Source organism: Bradyrhizobium sp. AUGA SZCCT0182 (assembly GCF_018130185.1).
GTDB lineage: Bacteria > Pseudomonadota > Alphaproteobacteria > Rhizobiales > Xanthobacteraceae > Bradyrhizobium.
In genome coordinates, this window is record NZ_JAFCLY010000017.1 from 103,509 (window position 1) to 125,160 (window position 21,652).

Annotated in this window: 22 protein-coding genes and 1 pseudogene; 17 read left to right on the top strand and 6 right to left on the bottom strand. The window is 60.7% G+C overall.

Annotated features, from left to right (window positions below):
• The 4 genes from JQ611_RS19365 to JQ611_RS19380 all read left to right on the top strand — a co-directional run bounded on the left by JQ611_RS19365 (position 1) and on the right by JQ611_RS19380 (position 4,208).
• Positions 1–585, top strand: coding sequence for an urease accessory protein UreE (locus JQ611_RS19365; protein WP_212267085.1), 585 nt, complete (start codon positions 1–3; stop codon positions 583–585).
• Complete coding sequence (locus JQ611_RS19370; protein ID WP_212267282.1) at positions 566–1,294, top strand: urease accessory protein UreF; 729 nt, start codon at positions 566–568, stop codon at positions 1,292–1,294. Before JQ611_RS19365 ends, JQ611_RS19370 begins: the two co-directional genes overlap by 20 nt.
• A gap of 239 nt (positions 1,295–1,533) precedes the next feature.
• Positions 1,534–2,172, top strand: a complete 639-nt coding sequence (gene ureG / locus JQ611_RS19375) for an urease accessory protein UreG (RefSeq protein WP_212206340.1) — start codon at positions 1,534–1,536, stop codon at positions 2,170–2,172.
• Positions 2,173–2,549: 377 nt separating this feature from the next.
• Positions 2,550–4,208, top strand: a complete 1,659-nt coding sequence (locus JQ611_RS19380; RefSeq protein ID WP_212267088.1) for an HWE histidine kinase domain-containing protein — start codon at positions 2,550–2,552, stop codon at positions 4,206–4,208.
• A 380-nt stretch (positions 4,209–4,588) separates the two neighbouring features.
• Here JQ611_RS19380 and JQ611_RS19385 read toward each other — a convergent pair whose 3' ends face one another.
• Both JQ611_RS19385 and JQ611_RS19390 read right to left on the bottom strand, forming a co-directional pair.
• Positions 4,589–5,134 carry a sigma-70 family RNA polymerase sigma factor gene (locus JQ611_RS19385; protein ID WP_211999750.1) on the bottom strand — a complete coding sequence of 182 codons (546 nt, stop codon included), beginning with the start codon at positions 5,132–5,134 and terminating at the stop codon, positions 4,589–4,591.
• A complete protein-coding gene (locus tag JQ611_RS19390; RefSeq protein ID WP_212267284.1) occupies positions 5,134–5,337 on the bottom strand; it encodes a NepR family anti-sigma factor in 204 nt (67 codons plus the stop codon). Before JQ611_RS19390 ends, JQ611_RS19385 begins: the two co-directional genes overlap by 1 nt.
• 283 nt (positions 5,338–5,620) lie before the next feature.
• Between JQ611_RS19390 and JQ611_RS19395 the strand changes: the two genes are divergently transcribed.
• Positions 5,621–6,427 carry a response regulator gene (locus JQ611_RS19395; RefSeq protein ID WP_192737177.1) on the top strand — a complete coding sequence of 269 codons (807 nt, stop codon included), beginning with the start codon at positions 5,621–5,623 and terminating at the stop codon, positions 6,425–6,427.
• Between the two features lie 213 nt (positions 6,428–6,640).
• Here JQ611_RS19395 and JQ611_RS19400 read toward each other — a convergent pair whose 3' ends face one another.
• Positions 6,641–7,687, bottom strand: coding sequence for a low specificity L-threonine aldolase (locus tag JQ611_RS19400; protein WP_212466291.1), 1,047 nt, complete (start codon positions 7,685–7,687; stop codon positions 6,641–6,643).
• 188 nt (positions 7,688–7,875) lie between these two features.
• On the opposite strand from JQ611_RS19400, the gene JQ611_RS19405 reads away from it, so the two are divergent.
• Both JQ611_RS19405 and JQ611_RS19410 read left to right on the top strand, forming a co-directional pair.
• Entirely contained in the window at positions 7,876–8,829 is a 954-nt protein-coding gene (locus tag JQ611_RS19405; protein WP_212466292.1) for a hypothetical protein, read from the top strand.
• A 279-nt stretch (positions 8,830–9,108) separates the two neighbouring features.
• A complete protein-coding gene (locus JQ611_RS19410; RefSeq protein ID WP_212466293.1) occupies positions 9,109–10,359 on the top strand; it encodes a site-specific integrase in 1,251 nt (416 codons plus the stop codon).
• A 155-nt stretch (positions 10,360–10,514) separates the two neighbouring features.
• Here the strand turns inward: JQ611_RS19410 and JQ611_RS19415 are convergent, their stop codons facing one another.
• Positions 10,515–10,715 (bottom strand): hypothetical protein, encoded by a 201-nt coding sequence (locus tag JQ611_RS19415; protein ID WP_212466294.1) that lies wholly within the window; start codon positions 10,713–10,715, stop codon positions 10,515–10,517.
• Between the two features lie 674 nt (positions 10,716–11,389).
• On the opposite strand from JQ611_RS19415, the pseudogene JQ611_RS19420 reads away from it, so the two are divergent.
• The 10 genes and pseudogenes from JQ611_RS19420 to JQ611_RS19465 all read left to right on the top strand — a co-directional run.
• A pseudogene (locus JQ611_RS19420) lies at positions 11,390–11,607 on the top strand (Ku protein); the annotation flags it as partial.
• A gap of 106 nt (positions 11,608–11,713) precedes the next feature.
• On the top strand, positions 11,714–12,583 hold the full coding sequence (locus JQ611_RS19425) for an AraC family transcriptional regulator (protein WP_212466295.1): 870 nt from the start codon (positions 11,714–11,716) through the stop codon (positions 12,581–12,583).
• Between the two features lie 190 nt (positions 12,584–12,773).
• On the top strand, positions 12,774–13,985 hold the full coding sequence (locus JQ611_RS19430; RefSeq protein WP_212466296.1) for an ABC transporter substrate-binding protein: 1,212 nt from the start codon (positions 12,774–12,776) through the stop codon (positions 13,983–13,985).
• A 55-nt stretch (positions 13,986–14,040) separates the two neighbouring features.
• The gene (locus JQ611_RS19435; protein ID WP_212466297.1) at positions 14,041–14,919 is read left to right on the top strand and encodes a branched-chain amino acid ABC transporter permease; all 879 of its coding nucleotides are present in this window, start codon (positions 14,041–14,043) and stop codon (positions 14,917–14,919) included.
• On the top strand, positions 14,916–15,920 hold the full coding sequence (locus tag JQ611_RS19440) for a branched-chain amino acid ABC transporter permease (protein WP_212466298.1): 1,005 nt from the start codon (positions 14,916–14,918) through the stop codon (positions 15,918–15,920). Before JQ611_RS19435 ends, JQ611_RS19440 begins: the two co-directional genes overlap by 4 nt.
• On the top strand, positions 15,917–16,663 hold the full coding sequence (locus tag JQ611_RS19445) for an ABC transporter ATP-binding protein (RefSeq protein ID WP_212466299.1): 747 nt from the start codon (positions 15,917–15,919) through the stop codon (positions 16,661–16,663). The genes JQ611_RS19440 and JQ611_RS19445 overlap by 4 nt, the downstream gene beginning before the upstream one ends.
• Complete coding sequence (locus JQ611_RS19450) at positions 16,656–17,357, top strand: ABC transporter ATP-binding protein (RefSeq protein WP_212466300.1); 702 nt, start codon at positions 16,656–16,658, stop codon at positions 17,355–17,357. Before JQ611_RS19445 ends, JQ611_RS19450 begins: the two co-directional genes overlap by 8 nt.
• Before the next feature lie 54 nt (positions 17,358–17,411).
• On the top strand, positions 17,412–18,614 hold the full coding sequence (locus JQ611_RS19455) for a CaiB/BaiF CoA-transferase family protein (protein WP_212466301.1): 1,203 nt from the start codon (positions 17,412–17,414) through the stop codon (positions 18,612–18,614).
• Positions 18,615–18,635: 21 nt separating this feature from the next.
• Positions 18,636–19,379 carry an SDR family NAD(P)-dependent oxidoreductase gene (locus JQ611_RS19460; protein WP_212466302.1) on the top strand — a complete coding sequence of 248 codons (744 nt, stop codon included), beginning with the start codon at positions 18,636–18,638 and terminating at the stop codon, positions 19,377–19,379.
• On the top strand, positions 19,379–20,026 hold the full coding sequence (locus tag JQ611_RS19465) for a glutathione S-transferase family protein (protein ID WP_212466303.1): 648 nt from the start codon (positions 19,379–19,381) through the stop codon (positions 20,024–20,026). The genes JQ611_RS19460 and JQ611_RS19465 overlap by 1 nt, the downstream gene beginning before the upstream one ends.
• Positions 20,027–20,594: 568 nt before the next feature.
• On the opposite strand, the gene wrbA is transcribed toward JQ611_RS19465, so the two are convergent.
• Both wrbA and JQ611_RS19475 read right to left on the bottom strand, forming a co-directional pair.
• Positions 20,595–21,194 (bottom strand): NAD(P)H:quinone oxidoreductase, encoded by a 600-nt coding sequence (gene wrbA / locus JQ611_RS19470; protein ID WP_212466304.1) that lies wholly within the window; start codon positions 21,192–21,194, stop codon positions 20,595–20,597.
• A 92-nt stretch (positions 21,195–21,286) separates the two neighbouring features.
• Positions 21,287–21,649 carry a hypothetical protein gene (locus tag JQ611_RS19475; RefSeq protein ID WP_249133294.1) on the bottom strand — a complete coding sequence of 121 codons (363 nt, stop codon included), beginning with the start codon at positions 21,647–21,649 and terminating at the stop codon, positions 21,287–21,289.
• Between the last annotated feature and the right edge of the window lie 3 nt (positions 21,650–21,652).

Genomic DNA, 21,652 nt, shown 5'->3' on the forward strand with positions numbered 1-21,652 from the left:
ATGATTAGGGCAACACGCGTTCAGGGCCAGCATCGCTGGACGGAAGCCGCCGCCGATACCGTGGTGCTCGATTTCGACGATCGGCACCGGCGGCGGATGGCGATGACGGGCACCCGCGGGCTCGAATTCCTGCTCGACCTGGAACACGCGATCGCGCTTCGCGGCGGTGACGCGCTGGTGCTGGAAGACGGTCGCCTGATCGAGGTGGTCGCCGCCCCCGAGCCGCTGATCGAGATCCGCGGCGCCGATCCGCTGCATCTGGTTCGCGTCGCCTGGCATCTCGGCAACCGCCATCTGCCGACCCAGATCATGCCGAAGGGCCTTCGCATTCGCCGGGATCATGTGATCGAGGCGATGGTGAAGGGCTTGGGCGCGCGCATCATCGAGATCGAGGCGCCGTTCGATCCCGAAGGCGGCGCCTATGCGGGCCACGCGCTTGCGCCGGAAGCCGCGCATGGGCATGCCGGCCACGACCATTCCTCGCACGGTCACTCACACGATCACGACCACCACCATCATCATGATGAGCATTGCGACCACGATCACCACCACCACGATCATTCCCATGCTCATGACCACAAGTGAGCCCGTCCCGGCTGACGGGATGACAGCAGACGAGGGAGCGGCGCTGTACCGGCTGATGACGTGGCTGTCGCCGGCCTTTCCCGTCGGCGCGTTCTCCTATTCCAGCGGCATCGAATGGGCGGTGGAGGCCGGCGACATCACCGATGCCGCCTCGTTGCGCGAGTGGCTGACGGCGATGCTGGCCGACGGCTCGGGCTTTTGCGACGGCGTGTTTCTGGCGCAGGCGCACCGGGCGGCGACTGCAAACGACAAAGCCGCGCTGCGCGAGATCGCGGAGCTTGCCGCGGCCTTCGTGCCATCGCGCGAGCGCCAGCTCGAAACCTCGACCCAGGGCCGCGCCTTCATCGACATCGCGCGCTCGGCCTGGACCTGCGACGGCCTCGACGGGCTGGTTTCAGCCTGCGGCGGCGTCACCATCTATCCCGTCGCGGTCGGTCTCGTCAGCGCCGCGCACAAGATTCCCCTGGCGCCGGCGATGCATGCGTTCCTGCATGCGGTGGTCTCGAACTGGATTTCCGCAGGCGCGCGGCTGGTACCATTGGGGCAGACCGACAGCCAGCGCATCCTGGCCGCGCTGGAGCCGGTGGTGGTCGCGACCGCGTCGCGCGCGCTGCAGGCCTCGCTCGACGATCTCGGCAGCGCGACGTTTCGCGCCGATCTCGCCAGCCTCCGGCATGAGACGCAGTATACGAGGCTGTTCCGGTCATGATGTACGACCGCTCTTCGCATCCGTCGTCCCCGCGACCCGTCTCCGCCAAGGCTTCGCCGGGGTTGTGGTATGAGGCTCGCCGAAGCTTTAGCGAAGGCGGTAGGCGGGGACCCATAACCACAAATGTTCGCGGTTATGCCGGGCTGGAGCTCCAGCTTGATACAACAACTGAATTCGGTGGTTATGGGTCCCGGCTCGCGCTTCGCTTGGCCGGGACGACAATTGAGGGAATTTTTTAAATGTCCAAATCTCACGGCCCGCTGCGTGTCGGCGTCGGCGGTCCCGTCGGCTCCGGCAAGACCGCGCTGATGGACCTGCTCTGCAAATCGATGCGCGAGCGTTACGACATCGCCGCGATCACCAACGACATCTACACCAAATGGGACGCCGAGTTCCTGGTGCGCTCGGGCTCGCTGACGGCGGACCGCATCGCCGGCGTCGAGACCGGCGGCTGCCCGCACACCGCGATCCGCGAGGACGCCTCGATGAATCTCGCGGCCGTGGCCGACATGCGCGCCAAATTCCCCAATCTCGATCTGGTGCTGATCGAGTCGGGCGGCGACAATCTGGCCGCCACGTTCTCGCCCGAGCTCGCCGATCTCACGATTTACGTCATCGACGTCGCCGCCGGCGACAAGATCCCGTCCAAGGGCGGGCCGGGCATCACCCGCTCGGACCTGCTGGTCATCAACAAGATCGACCTCGCGCCGCATGTCGGCGCGTCCCTGGAAAAGATGGATACCGATGCAAAAAGGATGCGGGGTGAGCGCCCCTTCGTGATGACCAATCTGAAGAAGAGCGAGGGGCTCGAGCGCATCATCGGCTTCATCGAGACCAAGGGCGGCCTGCGCCCGGCGCCGAAGGCCAAGGCAGGTTAGAGGCAGGGTAGTGGCAGGTTAGAGGCGGGTTAACGCCGCCGGATTTGGTTAACGGCCGCGGCCCACGGCCCTGCGTCGGCGCGCCTTCTTAAATCCGCCATCACGGGGCGCGACGGTGGCGGGATGTCGCTTCTTGGATATTGCTGGGATGCCTGGAACCAAATTGGTCCGACTTCATTAGCATCTTCTGGCCCCGCGAAATCAGCGTTAACGGCGGCCACGTGTTGCCCGCTGCCAACCAGTTAGTTGCGTGCTGATGATCGCTCATTCATATTCGCCCGCGATCGGCCGTCGTCCGGTTTCTATTTGTTGCCGCCCCGGCAGACCTCGAATGCTTCCTTCACGTTTACGCCAACACTTCATTCCCGAGTAAGCGAGTGGTCCGGCTGGGTTTCATTATCGGCTTCATCGCGCTGATTGGAGGTCTGCTCTCCGGTCTTGCGGCCTATCGCGTCCATGAACAGGAAGTGACCCTTGACGGCATCGCGCTGGCGCGCGCCATCGACGTCCACGCCAGCCTGGTGCAGGACCGGCTGACCGAACGCGAGCTGCTGGCGCGCGTCGCCTCCGGCCTGTTTCGCGCGCCGTCGGTGCTCAAGGCCAACATGCTGCAGCCGCTGCGCGCATCGATCTACGCCTTCAAGACCGATTTCGTGGTCGCCAACTGGATCGCGCGGCTCAAGCCGGACGAGCTGGAAGCGGCACGTGCGGTGCTGAAGAGCTCGGGGTTCACCGATCCGACGATTCGCGATTTCGACGACCGGCCGCTGGATATGAAGGCGATCGACAAGCCGATCAACGTGCTGATGGACCTCGAGCCGCGCAGCGCGGATACGCTGAGCTTTCCGGGCCGCGCTTATGACCGCCACTCGATCATCGGGCCGGTACTGACGCAGGTGATGGAGGGCGGCAAGCCGGTGGCGTCGGACCCGATCCCGCTGTTGCGCAAGGATGGTCCGGTCGGAATCGTGCTCGCCGCGCCGGTCTATCAGGAAGGCTCCAGCGAGGCCGCAGGCTTCGTCACGTTTTCCTACGAACTGGCGACGCTGATGCTGACCAATGACGACCGGTCGCTGTTTGCGGTGGTGCTGAAGGACCCGAGTGACGCCAATGACGAATTCGTCGCCAACGACCAGGGTGCGGTCACATTGCAGCCGGTCAGGCCGGAGGGCCCGGCGCCGTCGATGGTTCGCACCGTGACCTTCGGCGGCCGCGACTGGTCGCTCGGCTATTACGCCAAGACCAACGTGGCCGTGCGGGCGCAGCAGACGGCGGTGATCGTGGCGGCGATCGGGCTGGCGCTGACCGGCATCGTGTGCGGCCTGTTCGGCTATGTCGCCTACAACAATTTGCGGCTCAGCCGCGAGATCCAGGTGCGGATCGGCTTCGAGCGGCGGCTGACGGCCGTGATCGACGAGCTCAACCACCGGGTCAAGAACATCCTCGCGGTGATCCAGTCGATCGTGACGCGAACGCTGCGCCACGGCTCCGACATCGACGTCTCGCGCGAACTTTTGATCGGGCGCATCCATGCGATGTCGAACGTGGTCACGCTGCTGAGCGAGAGCCAGTGGCAGGGCGTCAAGCTGAAGGGGCTGTTCGAGGCGCGCGCGATACCGCATGCCGATCGCATCGCGGTCAACGGCCCGGACATCGCGGTGAGCGCGCGCGCCGCGCAATCGCTGTCGCTGTTGTTCTTCGAACTGGCGTCGCATTCCGACGAGGGCCTGTCGCTGGTCGGCAAGCATCCGCATATCGTCGCGAACTGGGAAATATCGGGCGAGGAGCCGGATACGGTTTTCCATTTCCGCTGGGAGGAGTTCAACACGTCAGCGGCGACCCGGCGCGAGGACAGTGATTTCGGCCTGATCCTGCTCGACCGCGTGGCGCCGGAAGCGCTCGGCGGCACCGCCAAGCGCTTCTTCACCGATGTCAGCTACGTCTATGAGCTGACCGCGCCCATGGTCACTGTCGTCGACATGACCGAACGCGACCGCACCGAACAGCTCTCCGCCCCGGTGCGGCCGGTGAAGTAAGCGCTCCCTTTTGCGTTCGTGTACGCAAGAATTCTCCCCGTCATTGCGAGCGAAGCGAAGCAATCCATCTCGCCGCGGAAAAGCAAGAGTGGATTGCTTCGTCGCTGCGCTCCTCGCAATGACGGTGAATGTTGTCTCGTTCCAACCCGTCATCCGGAACCACTCCCGTCCCCCACGCATTTATCCGTATCAATCAGATGACGGACGGAGACCATCCATGGGACGCTATCTTCTGTTATGGGTGCTCGGCATACCTCTGCCGATTCTCGTGCTGATCTACGCCTTCGGCGGCCTGAATTAGACTGGAAACCCGGAACTTCCCGACAACAAAAAAGGCGGCCCGGTCGGGCCGCCTTTTGCGTCATGCGAACCGATGCATGTCAGCTGTTGCCGCCGATCACCGCGCGCACCGTGTTGTCGGGGCCGAAATCCTCGGCGCCGTCGACATAGAGCAGGGCGGAAAGCTTCGAGCGCGCGCGGTTGACGCGGCTCTTGATGGTGCCGACAGCGCAGCCGCAGATGGCCGCCGCGTCCTCATAGGAGAAGCCGGAGGCGCCGACCAGGATCAACGCTTCGCGCTGGTCTTGCGGCAGTTTGTCGAGCGCGACGCGAAACTCCTCGAACTCCAGATGCGCGTTCTGCGCCGGCTGGGTTTTCAGGGTTTTGGCGTAATTGCCCTCGGCGTCCTCGACCTCGCGCCGCCGCTTGCGATAGTCGGAGCGGAACAGGTTGCGCAGGATCGTGAACAGCCATGCCGGCAGGTTCGATCCGGGCTGGAACGAATCGATGTTGGCGATCGCGCGCAGCAACGTTTCCTGCACCAGATCGTCCGCACGGTCGCCATTACCGCTGAGCGAGATGGCGAACGCGCGCAAGGACGGTACCGACGCCAGGATGTCGTCGCGAAGTGAATCTGTGAGAGGCATTAGCTACCTCCATTGTTTTTGTCAGGTTCGCCGCCGCCCTGAGCGGCGGTCGCCGCCTCGGGCCCGTCGAGCTTCCGGATCAGCTCCGCAAAGCGGTCTGGTACCCCTTGGCGCACCACGTCGTCATACATGGCGCGCAGCTGGTGGCCGATTCTAGACTGGATCTCGGCATTGAGACCGCCCTGCTTCTTTACTTCTTTCATGATGTCATCCACGCTTCCCCGAGTGTTAAGTACCTTGTATTTCAAGACTTTTCCTCGAAATTAGGCCTTGGCCGCCCGCGCTCTTGGTCAAACCTAATGCGATGGGTTCAGAAAAGTTCCGAAATTAGGGAACTGTTTGAAGGAACTTTTTTGCCCCTCAGGCGTATTCGGGGATGACAGGGGAACCGGGTCGCCCCGTTTCAGGATAGGTTACGCCGGACCAGGCGTTCAGGTTCGACCCAGATGTGGCCCGCACAGGGCCTCAGACAAGGATGGAGTGGGGATGTCCCGATCACAGCTCGTTGCTGAACATTTGCCGCTGTTGCGGCGCTACGCCCGCGCGCTGACCGGAAACCAGTCGTCAGGTGACGCTTATGTCGGGGCCATGCTGGAGGCCTTGCTGCAGGATGGCTCGCTGCTCGACGAAAAGCACGGTCCGCGCGCCGGACTGTTCCGGCTGTTCACACAGATCTGGAATTCAGTCTCGGTCAACGAGAACCCTGATGTTGCGACGCTGGCTCTGCCGTCGGAGCGCCGGCTCTCGAACATCACGCCGTTGCCGCGCCAGGCGTTCCTGCTGCTGTCGCTGGAGGGCTTTTCCGAAGAGGAAGTGGGTTACATTCTCGGCACCGACATCGCCGAGACCCGTAAGCTTGCCGACGCCGCCGGCCGCGAGATGGCGGCGGAAATCGCCACCGACGTGCTCATCATCGAGGACGAGACCTTCATCGCGATGGACCTCGAGAGCCTGGTGAAGAATCTCGGCCACAACGTCATCGGCGTCGCGCGCACCCATGCCGATGCGGTCGCGCTGGCCAAGAACAAGAAGCCGGGCCTGATCCTCGCCGACATCCAGCTCGCCGACGGCTCTTCCGGCCTCGATGCGGTCAACGAGCTGTTGAAGGTGTTCGAGGTCCCCGTGGTGTTCATCACCGCCTATCCCGAGCGCTTCCTCACCGGCGAGCGCCCCGAGCCGGCGTTCCTGATCTCAAAACCGTTCCAGCCCGCGATGGTTTCGGCGGTGGCGAGCCAGGCGCTGTTCTTCCAGCGCAACTCCCGCAACCGCGCGCCACGAGCGGCGACGGGTTAGGTAGCAAAGCTATCGCTTGAATCGAAAACGGCGCGCTTCGCGCGCCGTTTTTCTTTGCGTCGTCCCGGCTTTCTTTCGTCGTCCCGGCGAAGGCCGGGACCCATACGCCGCGGCCCGAGAAAGAAAGATAACGACTAGCGCGCGAGACAATTGTCGCCGGTGGTTATGGGTCCCGGCCTTCGCCGGGACGACAATAATTGTGAGCCGCGCGCCTCAACGACGCGCCCCGCTCACCTCCCTGATATCGCGCTCCAGCGCATCGACCCGTGCCGGATCGGCGTCCCAGGCGAACATGAAACGCGCGCCGCCGCCGATGAACGTATAAAACTGCCAGCCGCGCTGGCGCAGCGCTTCCAGCCGGTCGGCGGAGGCGCGCAGGAAGACCGCGTTGGCCTCCACGGGAAACATCAAATTGAAATCCGGCAAGTCGGCCACCGCGGCGGCGAGCCGCGCGGCGCCGGCGTTGGCATGCTGCGCATTGCGCAGCCACGCGCCGTCCTGCAGCAGCCCGACCCAGGGGGCCGCGAGGAAGCGCATCTTAGAGGCAAGCTGCCCCGCCTGCTTGCAGCGATAGTCAAAATCCTCGGCCAGACGCGGATCGAAAAACAGGATCGCTTCGCCGACCGCCATGCCGTTCTTGGTGCCGCCGAAACACAGCAGATCGACGCCGGCCTTCCAGGTCATCTCCGCCGGCGAACAGTTCAGCGACGCGCAGGCATTGGCAAACCGCGCGCCGTCCATATGAAGGCGCAGGCCGATTTCCCGGCAGGTCGCCGCCAGCGCGTGGATTTCACCCAGCGAATACACCTGGCCGGTCTCGGTCGGCTGCGTGATCGTGACCACGCGCGGTTTCGGGAAATGGATGTCGGATCGGCCGGTGGCCAGAGAGCGCACCTGCTCCGGCGTCAGCTTGCCGTCCTCGCTCGCCGCGATCAGAAGTTTTGAGCCGTTGGAAAAGAATTCCGGCGCGCCGCATTCGTCGGTCTCCACATGCGCCGACGAGGAGCAGATCACGCTGTGATAGGACTGGCACAGCGACGCCAGCGCCAGCGAATTGGCGGCGGTGCCGTTGAAGGCAAAAAACACTTCGGCGTCCGGCTTTTCGAACAACTCCCGGAACGCGTCCGACGCGCGCTGGGTCCAGGGATCGTCGCCATAGGCGGTCGCGTGCCCCTGATTGGCCTCCGCCATCGCCGCCCACGCCTCCGGGCAAATGCCGGCATAATTGTCGCTCGCAAACTGCTGGGGATTGGGGGGCATGGCGGGTCGCTTTCCTGATGTCATGGGCGCCATCGCTAGCATGAGGCCGCAACAGGCGCGAGGTTTGCCCTCCGAAAATCGCCAGAGAAAACAACGACTCGCAGGCGATGAACGCTTTGCACGGCTGGCGCCACTAAGCTCAGGACGGGCACTTGGGCCCAGCCCTCTCAACACCGGAAATCCATCCAATGAAGCGTCGAACGAAAGTTTTTTTGCTGGTCAGCGGCCTGCTGGTTGCGGCGGCCGCTTCCACGGTAGGCGTGCTGACGGTGGCGCTCGCGAAAGTGCTGGATCCCTATGATTATTGCGCGACCGGCTATTCACCGCTGGTCGTCCCGTGCGCCCTTCATTGGTCATCGCGGACCACCACTCAGGGGACTCCGGCAATCCCGTCGAACACGCCGCCCAAATTCCAGGGGAGCTATACCGACAAGACGGCATGGGCCATTGCTGACTGTCCGCAGAATGCCATCGGCAGGCGGCTGCTCTGCAGCGTCAGCTCGGACGCCAAGCCCGCAGAGGCCGCGAGCGACGATCTAGTCTCCGGCTTGCCGCGGCCCAAGCCCTGGGTTGTCACGACGGGCAAGAGTTCACGGTTCATTGACGCGGTTCACGTCGAAACGCCGCTCGATCTCGCAGGCACACTCCGCTTCTATCGCGAGGCACTCGCCAAGCGCGGCTGGACGGAAAATGAAGGCGCGATCATCGAGCGAGACAAGGCCACGATCGCATTCGTCACCAAGGATGGACCGGCGCAGCTTCGGCTCACCCGCCAGGGCGACAGGACGATCGCCGATTTGTCGCAGAGCAAGCCTGCGGACGCGGATGGCGACATCCTGCCGATGCCAGGGCAAATGCGGCTGCGGCTTGGCAACGGCGCGAAGGAAGCGGCCGTCATCACCGTCAACCAGCAGACCATCAATTTGGCCGCTGGCGCCGGAGAAAGTTTGACTGACGATGCCCATAGCGGACGCAAATCGCCCAATGGTCAGGAAGTCAATCTGCCGCCCGGCAAATACAAGGTCAGCCTCAAGCTCGCGAGCGGCACGGCGCACAACCGGGAGTTCGAGTTCGCTGCCGGCGAGACCTGGGGCCTCGTGGTCGGCAAGGACGGCACCCCGCTCCCTGTGCAGCTTTATTGACGTGGGTGGCTCGGCTCGCGCCGATGTTCCTGAATTTTCAAAAAAAGCGGGGCGCGACCGGCATCACCGCAGTCACGTAAGACTCCGCCATGCACCGCCAAACTCCGCCAACCGTTGATTTATGCCCAATTTTAGGGGTTAACTCTGATTGAAGCTCCGCCGCGCTCCGCCTTGCTTTCTCACCAACCGGCGCGAAAGTAGGGACGAAAGTAGGGACCAAAGGGCGCGACCGGTACAAACAGGACCGGCAAAATCCCTCCCTATTTCATGGAGGTTGGAATGGCTAAGCGGTTGACCGCGCTCACTGTGAAGAGCGCCAAGCTCAAAGCGGGCCGCTACGGCGACGGTGGCGGGCTCTATCTGGTGGTTCGGGAAAGTGGTTCGCGGTCGTGGGTATTTCGGTGGCGTGAACGCGGTACAGGCAAGCAGCGCGACCTTGGCCTGGGCTCGGCCGGGCTGAATGGGGTAAGCCTGGAAGACGCCCGAGAGCGTGCTGGCGAGCTTCGGGCGGGGCTCCGGAGGGGCGTGGACCCGAAAGAGCAGCGGAAGGAGGCCGACCGGGCGACGGTAGACGACACATTTGGGGGCTTCGGGGACGCGCTCCTAGAGGCTATCAAGCCCGGCTTCAAAGGTCGGAACCAGCATAACGATTGGAAGCGAGACCTAGAAGGGCATTGCGTCCCGATGCGTCGGAAGCGCTGCAAAGACATCGTCACTGACGATGTGTTGGGCGTCTTGAAACCATTGTGGCTCACCAAGGCGCGTACCGCCCGTGAGTTGCGCGGTCGAATTGAGCGGGTGCTGGACGCTGCCAAAGCAAAGGGACTGCGAACCGGTGAAAATCCCGCCCGGTGGCGCGGCCATCTGAAGGAGCTACTCCCCAAGCAACCCAAAACGAAGCGCCACCATGCGGCCGCGCCTTATGAAGAAGTGCCGAGCATCGTCAAAAAGCTCCGTACGAAGCACACCACAGCCGACACGGACGTGAACCTTGCTGGGGAGTTCGTGATTCTCACCGCCGTCCGCACTGGCGAAGCCCGCTTCATGACCATCCGCGAAGTCGATCTGAGAGAACGTCTATGGACAATACCCAAGGAGCGCATGAAAGCGGAGCGGGACCACGAAGTGCCACTCTCCGGCCGCGCCGTCGCGATCCTGAGGGCATGTATGCCGAAGGACGCGAAGCCCGGCGCTTACGTGTTCTCCGGGCAATGGCGCAAGGATGGGAGCAAGCCGCTTGGCATGAACGCGATCCTTCACACGCTACAAGACATTTACCCCAATATGACCACACACGGCTGTCGGTCCAGCTTCCGGGATTGGGTTGGTGACGAAACGAGCTTCCCGCGTGAAGTCGCGGAGGCTGCATTGGCGCACAAAGTCGGTGATGAAGTGGAGCAAGCCTATCGCCGGAAGACGGCGTTAGAGAAGCGACGCAAACTAATGGAAGCATGGAGCGCGTATGTCGGAGGAGGAATGTCCAGCATCGTGTCGCTCCCTGCTGGCGAACAAAGGGTCCAAGCGGGCTAACTTCCAGACTACGAAGCTGGGGTCAGGAGTTCGAATCTCTTCGGGCGCGCCATAATTTTCAATAGCTGGTCTCCACGCGGGCTCTGCTTACTTTCTTTTGACGAAAGTAAGCGAATGGTAAGCAGAAAGCTCGCGATTTACCCAGCCACAAGTTGTCATTTTACCTGCTGAAACCACACGATCAAAGCGACGAGATACTGAGCGTTCGGCTGTAACGGGGGTGCGAATCCCTCCCTCTCCGCCACCGATTTGCGATAGCGGAAAAGTCCTTCTAAATCAGGCGTTTCTTGAACCACCGGAAAATGACGGTGGAGCACCATGGTGACCCAAATTGCCATCATTGAGACGCCGGTCAAAGGGGAATCGGCGTCGAATCGTCTCCCGATCGAACGGCATGTTCATCTGGGTGCCTCGAGCCGGCGCGGCTGCTGGAGGCCGCCGTGACGGGACAGGAAGTTGCGCGAGGCGCCTGGCGACCAGGTTCGGGTATTCGACGGAGCGCGTTCAGATAAGGCCACGGCGTCAACGACGCTATTCCGATATCGAGTGACGGCGTCTGGGGCGTAAAACAGTCATTGACCGATCGAGCACTGCAGCGGTGCACGGCAGCCCGCTAAGCCTTGAATAGTCCGACGCTTCACGATTGGCTCAACGGTTGTCGCGACAAGCCTTCTGCGAAACGAGATGCTTTCCTCATTAGCAAGTATGATTCGCAGGGCCTCACGGAAGTGTTGAGAACACTTGACGTGCTGCTCGAACCTCGGAAGTCTCGTTGCTCTCCCTCAACTTGGCACAGATTGGGCCGCCAAGCTTGTTGCTGATCTTAGCTCCCAGATCGCTGCCCCTTGACGGAGGGCCACCCGCAAAGCCTGCTTGAGGAGGGCCTTGGCTTGCGCCTGATTTCCGCCGGGGAGGCGCACGATTTCTGCTCGCAAGCGCAGGATCTCAGGATCGCAAAGCGCTTCGCCGTTGGCTTCGGACTGTCGTTCGAGTTCCTCGAGTAGGCAGATCGCCGGCTCGAGTCTCCCCAGTCGCGCTGGAATCGACGACCATCGAGATCGACGAGTTCGTCGACCGCAACGAGATCGATCCCCGCTACCTAATCCGCCCCTATTACCTGCGGCCCGACGGCAAGGTCGGGCACGACGCCTTCGCGGCGATCCGCGAGACCCTTCGCGAGATGGACAAGGTCGCGATCGGGCGGGTCGTCTGACCGACCGCGAGCATATCATCGCGCTTGAGCCGCTGTGCCCCCAAGTGAGGCCTATGGTGCGGCGCACCAATAAAGCGCCTCGCTTCTTTTCCGTATTTGGTGCATTCTATTCCGGAACTCGCGGTTAAGCGGGGTTTTGGGATGGGAAGCATCGGTGAGACCTACGTTCGGGAGGTCGGCGGCGATCTCGTGTCGTCCATTATTACCGATACGCCGAGTATGCGGATCGAAGTTCTTCGCAGGGAGACGGTCGGGCGCATGCATTGGCATTTTCGCCAGCCGGAGTTGTCGTTGTTCTGGTTCGGCAAGGGGGCCGAACGTCTGAGAGCGACGATTGACGGGCGTCCGGTTGAGCGCCGGTTTCCGGGAAAGTCAAAGCTCGCGATCTTTCCCGCTGCAATCGAGATCGAAGGCGAGTGGAACGTAGGACCGACCCTCGACTACACCGTGGTGTTCCTGAATCCAACTTTCGTGGGCGAACGCCTTCAGCATGCGATCACAAACTCGACAATTGCTTTCGAGCACGATGGATTGACCCGTGGCCTCGCCGAACTTTGCCGTGAAGCGGCTTCGCCCGACAATGTTTTCAACCTCATGGCGGAGGGATGGTCGATTCAGGCGCTGGCTCACATTTCTCGCATCAGTGAAAAAAGCCGGCAGCCATCCATCGAATTTCGCGGCGGTTTACCGGGCCGAAGCCTCCGGCGTCTTGAGGAATATATACGCGAGAACCTTACCGCGCCGATCTGTCTCGCAGAACTTTCCGGGATCGCCGGGCTGAGCAAACGGCATTTCCTGCGTGCGTTTCAGGAGAGCGTGGGCGCGACGCCATACAACTATGTGCTTTCGCTTAGGATCGAAGAAGCGAAGCGGCGACTATCCGAAACGGAAGACAGCATCGTCAATGTGGCGCTTACCACCGGGTTCAGTCACGCCCAGCATTTCTCGACGAGTTTCAAGAAAGCTACCGGCGTAACCCCATCCGCGTTCCGTCAGCGTTGCCAGTCATAAGCAAGTTTCCTTTCCTAAAAGGCGGGCTGGCCTGTCCTGGACAAAACGGCGCTTTTCCGGAAAGCTTGGCGCTATCCTGCAAGTCAGGGCCATCATCCCGATCTAGCATCATCCCATAAAAATCCACGCGGGATTGCAGCCGCATGGCTGCGGAGGCGGCACGTGACCGCCCGGCATCTGGGAGAGCGGGATGGCAATTTCTTTCAACGGATCCACGCGCATTGGTTTTGCTGCGGCGATATGTCTCGCGGCAGTGGCCAGTCTGCCGACATACGCGCAGGAGAAGGGACCGATCAAGGTTGGTCTTCTCCTGACATACAAGGGTGTCTACGCGGTGCCGGCTGAGGGTTTCGACCGCGGCCTTCAGGTCGCCGTCGCTGAATACGGCGGCAAGATCGCCGGGCGTCCGATCGAGATCATTCGCGCCGACGATGAACTCACGCCCAGCGTCGGCGTGCAGAAATTCAACAAACTGGTGCAACTCGACAAGGTCGATCTGGTGACCGGCGTAGTGGGCTCGAATGTCGCTATCGCGTTATCCGAAATTGCCGACCGCGGGAAGGTACCCACAGTGTTCGGTTTCACGTTCGCCGACGAAATCACCGGAAAGTTCTGCAGTCCCTATATCGCGCGTACGTCCTTTAGCGCCAACGGGTTCCAGTACAACTCCGGAAAATACTGGGCCAGCAAGGGTATCAAGACTGCCGTCATCATGGGGCCGGACTACTCGGCTGGACATTCATTCCTCGGTGCCTTCAAGCGGGGGTTTGAAGAGAGTGGCGGCAAGGTGGTCCAGGAAATCTGGACGCCGTTTCAGAAGACGAAGGACTGGGGTGCGGCGCTGACGCAGGCGAGCAATTCCGGCGCGCAGATCATTTACTCTTTCTATGCCGGAAGTGAAGCCGTTCAGGTTGTCAAGCAGCATGCCGACTTCGGGCTTAGAGACAAGATACCGCTGATCGGCGATCAATGGGTCTACGATGAAGTCCTTTGGCCGGCTTTGGGTGACCTCGTCATCGGCGCCAAGCACATCACAGTTCACTTCCCGGCCTTGCAGAACGAAACGAACAAGAAGTTCGTCGAAGCCTACAAGAAGATGTTCAAGGATGAACCGGACGTCAATGCTTCGCTTGGCTACGATAACGGCAAGGCGATTATGATGACGCTGGAAAAACTTCGTGGTCAGATGCCAGAAGACCGCGCGAAATTTATCTCGACGTTGCGCGGGCTGACGTTCGATGCTCCGCGGGGAAAGATTCGTTTCAACGCGCAGAACAGCGCTTTGCTAGAAAAGGTCTACCTTGTCGAAATCGTCAGGGGGATCGACGGCAAGCCGCAACGTAAATCCCTGGATGAATTTCCAGGCGCGGGCGATCTGCCGGGTTGCACGAAATCGTTCTGATCCATGGCGGGTCTCGCCGCACGCGGACCCGCATTCTCTTGATCTTGCGTGAAACATGCAGCTTTTCCTGGTTCAGATTCTCAATGGCGTGCAACTGAGCATGCTGGTGTTCCTGCTCGCGGTCGGCCTAACGCTGATCTTCGGGCTGATGAATATTCTCAACCTTGCCCACGGCGCCTTCTTTACGATGGGCGCTTACTTCGGATTGGTAGTAGCCAATAAAACGGGTTCATTCTGGCTCGCATTGCTCATAGGCCCCTTGCTGCCGTTCGTGGCTGGGTTTGCGTTGCAGTTCTTCGTCTTGCAGCCGCTGGCTCAACGCGGCCGTTCCACCCATCTCGATCTTGCCTTGCTGACCTTCGGCCTGTTGTTCGCAACAGCAGGCGCGGTCGAATACATCTACGGATCGGCATTCCACAGCATAGCAACGCCCGATTTTCTTAAAGGTCGCGTTGCCCTGTTAGGAATAGAGTATCCGCTCTATCGCTTGTTCATTATCGCAGTCGGCGTCTCGATCGCTGTCGCGCTTGTGCTGGTGATCGATCGCACACTGGTCGGCGCCACGCTGCGCGCAGGCGTCGATAATCGTGAGATGGTCACGGCGCTCGGTATCAATATCAATGTTCTGTTTGCCCTGGTGTTCGGATTTGGCTCAGCCTTGGCTGGTTTCGCAGGGGTGATCTCCGCGCCGGTCATGAGCATCTACTCCAATATGGGTATCGGAATTGTCGTCACGACCTTTGTCGTCGTGGTGGTCGGCGGCCTCGGAAATCTGAGGGGATCGTTCTACGCGTCGCTCATTGTCGGTATGACGGACACGTTTGCCCAGGCGTTTCTTCCGGAAGCAGAACTCTTTGCGATCTATACGTTACTGATTGTTGTGATGATCTTTCGTCCGCAGGGCCTTTTCGGTGCGGTAGGCAGGGTCGCATGAGCACAGAGGTAACTTGCACAAAGACTAAGGGGCTGGACGTGCCAGGGCTTTTGCCGCTTGTGGTTCCGCGCCGCGCATACGCAGTTTTGTTCGCGCTTCTCGCTATCGGCATATGCGCACTGCCGTCCTTCGCTTCCGGCTACGCCGTCACATTGGCAGTTGAAGTCATGATCGCGGGCGTATTCGCGTCCGGCATCAATCTTTTGACGGGTTATACCGGCCTTGTGTCGCTGGGTCAGGCGATGTTTCTGGGTTTGGGTGGATACGGCATCGCTATATGCACGGCGTTGCTGGGATGGCCGCTTTGGATTTCTGCGCCGGTCACGTTGGTGGTTGTTGCGATGATAGCGGCAGCGATCGGCGCCGTATGCACGCGGACGCGCGGCGTCGAGTTTCTGCTGATCACACTGGCGTTCTCACAGATGTTTTATGGTGCCGCGATCAAGCTGCGCTGGACCAACGGCTCCGACGGCATGTCGGGAATTCCGCGCCCAGATCTGTCCTGGCTTGGCGTGAGCGCGGATAATCCTGTCATCTTTTACTACTACGTCCTCGCCGTTGCGGTTCTCGCATTGCTGGTGCTGTGGCGGATCGTTACTTCGCCGTTCGGCAGCATTCTCGTCGGCATTCGTGAAAACGAGCGCCGCATGATGTCGATGGGCTACGCGGTGGCGAACTACAAGATCGGATCGTTCGCGCTGGCTGCCGTCGTTTGTGCTGTCGCCGGGATACTGCAGTCGCAGTACGCCTACTTCGTCAATCCCGATGCGATGAGTTGGCAGATGAGCGGCGAGGGTGTGCTGATGGTGATCATCGGCGGGGCCAACGTCATCCTTGGGCCGTTCGTCGGCGCGGCCGTATTCGTCGTCGTCAAACAGGCGTTGAGCCTGATCACCGATGAGTACCACCTGTTTTTCGGCATCTTTTTTATGCTGGTGGTTGCCTTCTTCCGCGGCGGTATCCTTGGCGCCGCCAGCGCGGTGATTGGAAAGCGGCGATGAGCGCGCTCGAAATCCGAAATCTCCGCAAAGCCTTCGGCGGACTCCAGGTCATTAGCGATCTTGACCTGAAGGTGCCGTCAGGCCAGCGCCATGCGGTGATCGGACCGAACGGCGCCGGCAAGACAACACTGTTCAACATCATCACGGGATGGCAGCCCCCGACCAGTGGCGAAATCCTTATTCAAGGCGTTCCGGTGCAGCAGGGTCGTCCGGACCTGGTCACCCGGGGCGGCCTCTCGCGATCGTTCCAGAAGAACATGCTGCTCGAAAGCGTCACGGTTCTGGAGAACCTACGCATTGCGTGTCAGGCATTTCATGTGTCGCGGCGTTCCCTGTTCCGGTCGTGCCGGTCGTTTTCCGGTGTCGTTCGCAAAGCGCGCATCGCGGCCGAGCAGATGAACCTCGATACGGTCTTGCATCGGAATGTGAATGAATTGTCCTACGGACAGAAGCGCCAGCTCGAAGTGGCCATCGCTCTATGCGCAGAGCCGAAAATTCTGCTGATGGACGAACCGGCAGCAGGAACGTCGCCGGATGAGCGCGCAAATCTAATCAGGCTGATCAACGGCCTTTCATCCGATCTGACCATCCTTCTCGTCGAACACGACATGGATGTCGTGTTTTCGATCTGCGACATCATAACGGTGCTGAATTACGGCAAGGTGCTGGCGACAGGAACCAAGGACCAGATTCAGTCCAATCCAGAAGTGATCGAAGCGTATCTGGGGCAGCACCATGCTTAAGGTCGAGCACATTCACAGCTATTACGGCGAAAGCCACATCCTGCAGGGCGTCGATCTCTCTGTCGCTCCCGCGCAATGCGTCGCGGTTCTCGGGCGAAACGGAGCAGGCAAAACGACGACACTGCGCTCGATACTGGGACTGACGCCGGCACGGCGCGGCCGCGTCATCTTCAACGGGACCGACATCACGCGGATGCCGACGCACCGGATCGTGAAATCGGGCATTGCCTTCGTGCCAGAGGACCGCGGCATCTTTCCGACCGTGACCGTCGAGGAGCATCTCGCGATTGCCTATGGTGCGTCGAAGCGCCGCCCCCGGCGCAAGCCAATTGAGCATGTGTTCGAGATATTTCCCCGTCTTGCGGAACGGCGTCGAAGTCTCGGCGGGCAACTGTCGGGCGGCGAGCAGCAGATGCTGGCCATCGGGCGGGCGCTGGTTGCCGGGCCGGACCTAATGATTCTCGACGAACCCAGCGAGGGTCTTGCACCGGTGGTCATCGAAAGGCTGGAAGCCGTGCTGAAAGACGTCAAGGCGTCCGGAACTCCCATTCTGGTCGTCGAGCAGAACTACCATCTCGCAACGCAGTTAGCTGACTACGTCTACGTCCTCAGTCAGGGGCGGGTTCAGTTCGCCGGCGACACGCAATCACTGATCGCGAACGACGATATCCGGCGAGCATACTTGAGCGTTTGACGCGCAAGGATGCGGAGACGGAAAATGAAGTGTCAAAAACAGAAGGTGAGAAAAATGCCCGGTCCCCTGAGTGGAGTGCGCGTTCTGGATCTGACCGGTGTTGTGTCGGGCCCGTATGCAACGATGTTTCTGGCTGATCAGGGTGCGGACGTGCTCAAGATCGAACCGATCGGCGGCGACATCACCCGCCGCAGCCGCGCCATCATCGACAAGGCCGGTGAGTTCTCGGCGCTGTTCATCTCGTCGAATCGTGGCAAGCGATCGCTCTCCATCGATGTGAAGAGCGAGGCAGGGCGCGAGGTGATGGCCAAGCTAGTCGCGCAGAGCGACGTGCTCGTGCAGAATTTCCGCCCTGGCACTACAGAGCGGCTTGGGCTCGGGCCTGACGAACTGCGTGTGCGTCATCCGCGCCTGATCTATGTCTCGATCAGTGGCGTCGGCGACAGCGGTCCCTATGTGAGAAAGCGCGTTTACGATCCGATTATTCAGGCTCTTTCGGGATTTGCCGATATCCAGTCGCAGCCGGTAACCAACCGCCCGCAAATGATCCGCACCATCGTGTGCGACAAGACCACGGCGGTGTTCACCGCACAGGCGGTGTCGTCGGCGCTCTATGCCCGCGAGAAGACCGGGCAGGGCGATTACATCCAGGTGGCGATGCTCGACACCATGATCTCGTATCTGTGGCCGGAAGGCATGATGCAATACACGGTGGTCGGCGCCGAAGCCACCACCATGGACCCCAACGATCGGCCGGACCTCGTCTTCAAGACCCGGGATGGCTACATCACCTGCGGCACGATTTCGGATTCCGAATGGCAGGGGTTTTGCAAAGCGTCGGGCGATCCAGAGCTTGCGAGGGACGAACGCTTCGCGACACCGGGCGCACGCTTCGTCAACGCCACTGCACGCATCAACAAGATGCAGGACTATATCTCGCTGCGTACCACCGCAGAATGGTTGGAGCGGCTCGACGCGGCCGATGTGCCGTGTTCGCCCATCCTTCGTCGCGGCGAGATCATCGCCAACGAGCAGGTGGTGGCGCGCGGACTGATCGAGGAGTTCGAGCAGCCGACGGTGGGCCGGGTGCGGCAGCCGAAGCCTGCGGCGATCTTCGAGGTCAACAAGGTCGCGATTGGCGGTCCAGCGCCGCGGGTGGGCGAGCACTCCCGCGCCGTGCTGCGCGACCTCGGCTACAGCGACAGCGCTATTGAAGGGATGATCGCTGATAAGGCCGTGCGCGCAGCGTCGAATTAGATACTAGTCCCGGAGAAGAGAATGTCGAAGTCAAACGGAGTTGCGCTGCTGGTCGGTGCAGGAGATGCCATCGGCGCTGCCGTCGCGCGGCGCTTCGCTGAAGGCGGATACAAGGTCTGCATCGCAAGGCGTGAGGCTACAAAGTCCCAAGCACTGGTGGACGAGCTTAACGCGGCTGGTTGCTATGTGCGGGCCTTCAGTACCGACGCGAGGGATGAAAAAAGCGTTCAGGAACTTTTTGCGCAAGTCGAGAAGGATGTTGGTCCTATCGAGGTTTGCTTGTTCAACGCGGGAGCCAATGTCGGTAAGCCGCTATTGGAGACAACCGAGAAGCTTTTTTTCCGAGCCTGGCAGCTTGCCTGTTATGCCGGGTTTCTTGTTGGCCGCGAAGCAACGCGTTACATGGCCGACCGCGGTCGCGGCACAATTCTGTTCACCGGTGCCACGGCCAGCATGCGCGGGGGCAAGAACTTTGCTGCCTTCGCTGCGGCGAAATTCGGCCTGCGGGCCGTCGCGCAGGCGATGGCGAGAGAACTTGGCCCGAAGAACATTCACGTCGCTCATCTGATCATGGATGGGCCGATCGACAGCCCCGAGATTCATCGCCGCTTCATGGTGGACAAGGGCATCGACGCATCGACGTTGCCGCCGGACAGCATGACGAAGACCTCGTCGATTGCAGAAATCTATTGGTTCATTCACGGGCAGCCTCGAGATGGCTGGACTCATGAACTAGATCTGCGCCCATCATCGGAGACATGGTAATGACAGATAACCTTATCCTTTGGGGGGTTGGAACCACACGGACCATCCGCGCGCATTGGGCGCTTCATGAACTCGGTCTTCCGTACACGTCGCGGCCCATTCTTCCGCGATCAGGCGAGACCAAGACGGTAGAATATACAGCACTGAATCCACGCCAGAAGATTCCACTTTTGCAGGACGGCGACCTGACCATCGGGGAAAGTGCAGCCATTGTCGCATATCTCGCCAACAAGCACCGGAGAGCCGATGGCGGTCTCGTTCCAGATTGCCCGAAGCTTTATGCGAAGTGGTTGGAATGGTGCTTCTTCATTGTGACCGAACTGGATTCAACCAGTCTCTATGTCATGAGGCGGCATGGCACCAACAAAGGGCTGGCGCATATCTATGGCGAAGCTCCGCAGGTGGTGACGAAGGCGGGAGAGTATTTTCGCGAGCAACTCCGTCATGTCGATGTTGCCCTATCCGACGGCCGCGAATATCTCATGGGAAGTCAATTCACCACGGCCGACATATTGCTAGCGACCTGCCTAACATGGGCGATCGACTACGGCGTTGGCATCTGCGACAGCGCCGCTCCGTATCTTGAGCGTGTCACATCGCGTGCGGGATATCGGGCCGGGGAAACCGCAAATTTCGCACAGATTTAGGGAAGGGCCGATATTCGATTGATAGAGAACGATTTGCCAACTGATAAGGAAAGGCAGGAAATGGAGTCCGCGGGCTACTGATAAGGAAAAAATGCGAAGCTTTGTTAGCCCCAGTCGGATGTCCGCTTTTGGCAAAGCGGACATTCGGGAAATTATCGAGGTCAACTAAGTGCCCCAGGGCTGAACTCGCGGCCGGGCCGCCTGTTTCTTGGACGGCTTACGGGCGCAACCTCACGACGCAGTGTCGATGTTCGCCGGCAGGCGTCCCAGCCAACTGATATTCCTCGTCCAATTGTCTTCTTGGTTGCTTCATTTGGAATGGCGCGAGTCCGCTGCCCGTTGAAGAGAGATGTCGCTATTTCGTTCGCCACCTACTCGTTGCCAGTGCAAGTGACACAGTCATCGGTTGATCGATGGGAGAAGGCGGGTCTTCAATCTCTCATGCCAAAGACTGGTTGAGACGTCGTAGGTTCGGTGTGAGGACCGGGACATCCTCGCGTGGCGGTCACGCGAGGCTCGAGCCGGTGCCGCCGCCAAATTGGTGACGGCGCACGACGTATTGCCTCTCTCACCCGAAAAGCTTGTTCGCCGTCTTGGCGACCAGTTCCCCCTGGTGACGCGCGCCGGCCAATTCGATCTCGGTGGGTTGGCGCGATCCATCGCCGCCAGCGATGGTTGTCGCTCCATACGGGGCACCGCCGACGATTTCGCTCAAGGTCATCTGGCCCTGGTGGCTGTATGGAAGCCCGACGATGGTCATGCCGAAGTGCAGCAAGTTAGTGATGACCGAGAACAGAGTCGTTTCCTGGCCGCCGTGTTGAGTCCCGGTTGACGCAAAAGCCGCACCGACCTTACCATTGAGAGCGCCGCGCGCCCACAGTCCACCTGCCTGATCGAGGAAGGCAGCCATTTGCGATGAAATGCGTCCGAATCGCGTGCCGGTCCCGACGATGATTGCGTCGTAGTTGACGAGTTCCGCCACCGCTGCGACGGGCGCTTTCTGGTCCAGTTTGAAGTGAGCGCTCTTGGTGATTGCTTCAGGGACTGTTTCGGGAACGCGCTTGATGTCGACCTGCGCGCCTGCGCTGCGCGCGCCTTCGGCGATTGCCTGGGCCATCTGCTCGATATGGCCATACGAGGAGTAGTAGAGAACGAGAACTTTGCTCACCGTGAAGCTCCGATTGAGTTGTTTGACGCTATGTCGACGTGAGTTGAGCGATCAGCCGGGGCTGGTCAGGTCGTGGACCATCCAAGGGAAGGCTAGTTCCGCTGAGCGGTCCAGTACCCTGAACAACGCGAACTTCCCGAATAGCCGCTCCATTTGCCGCCGCCGGTATTGCTCGAGAGCCGGCCTGAGCCGGACGCGTACTTGTCATGAACGGTCACTGAAGCCCGAACGGCGCCCGTGCGTGCCACATAGCCTTTGAACCTCACCAGATTTGGATGGGTGACAATTCCGTCGGTTATATTGACGGAGAAGTTATAGATTGGATCGCAGGCGCCTCTCTGCGTCACGAATTGAAGGTCCCAGGAACCATCGTAGTTCGAGCGAGCTTGGGCGACGGAGGTCACGGCAACAAGCGAGACCACGGCGATCATACAGAGTAAGAAATTCTTCATCATCAT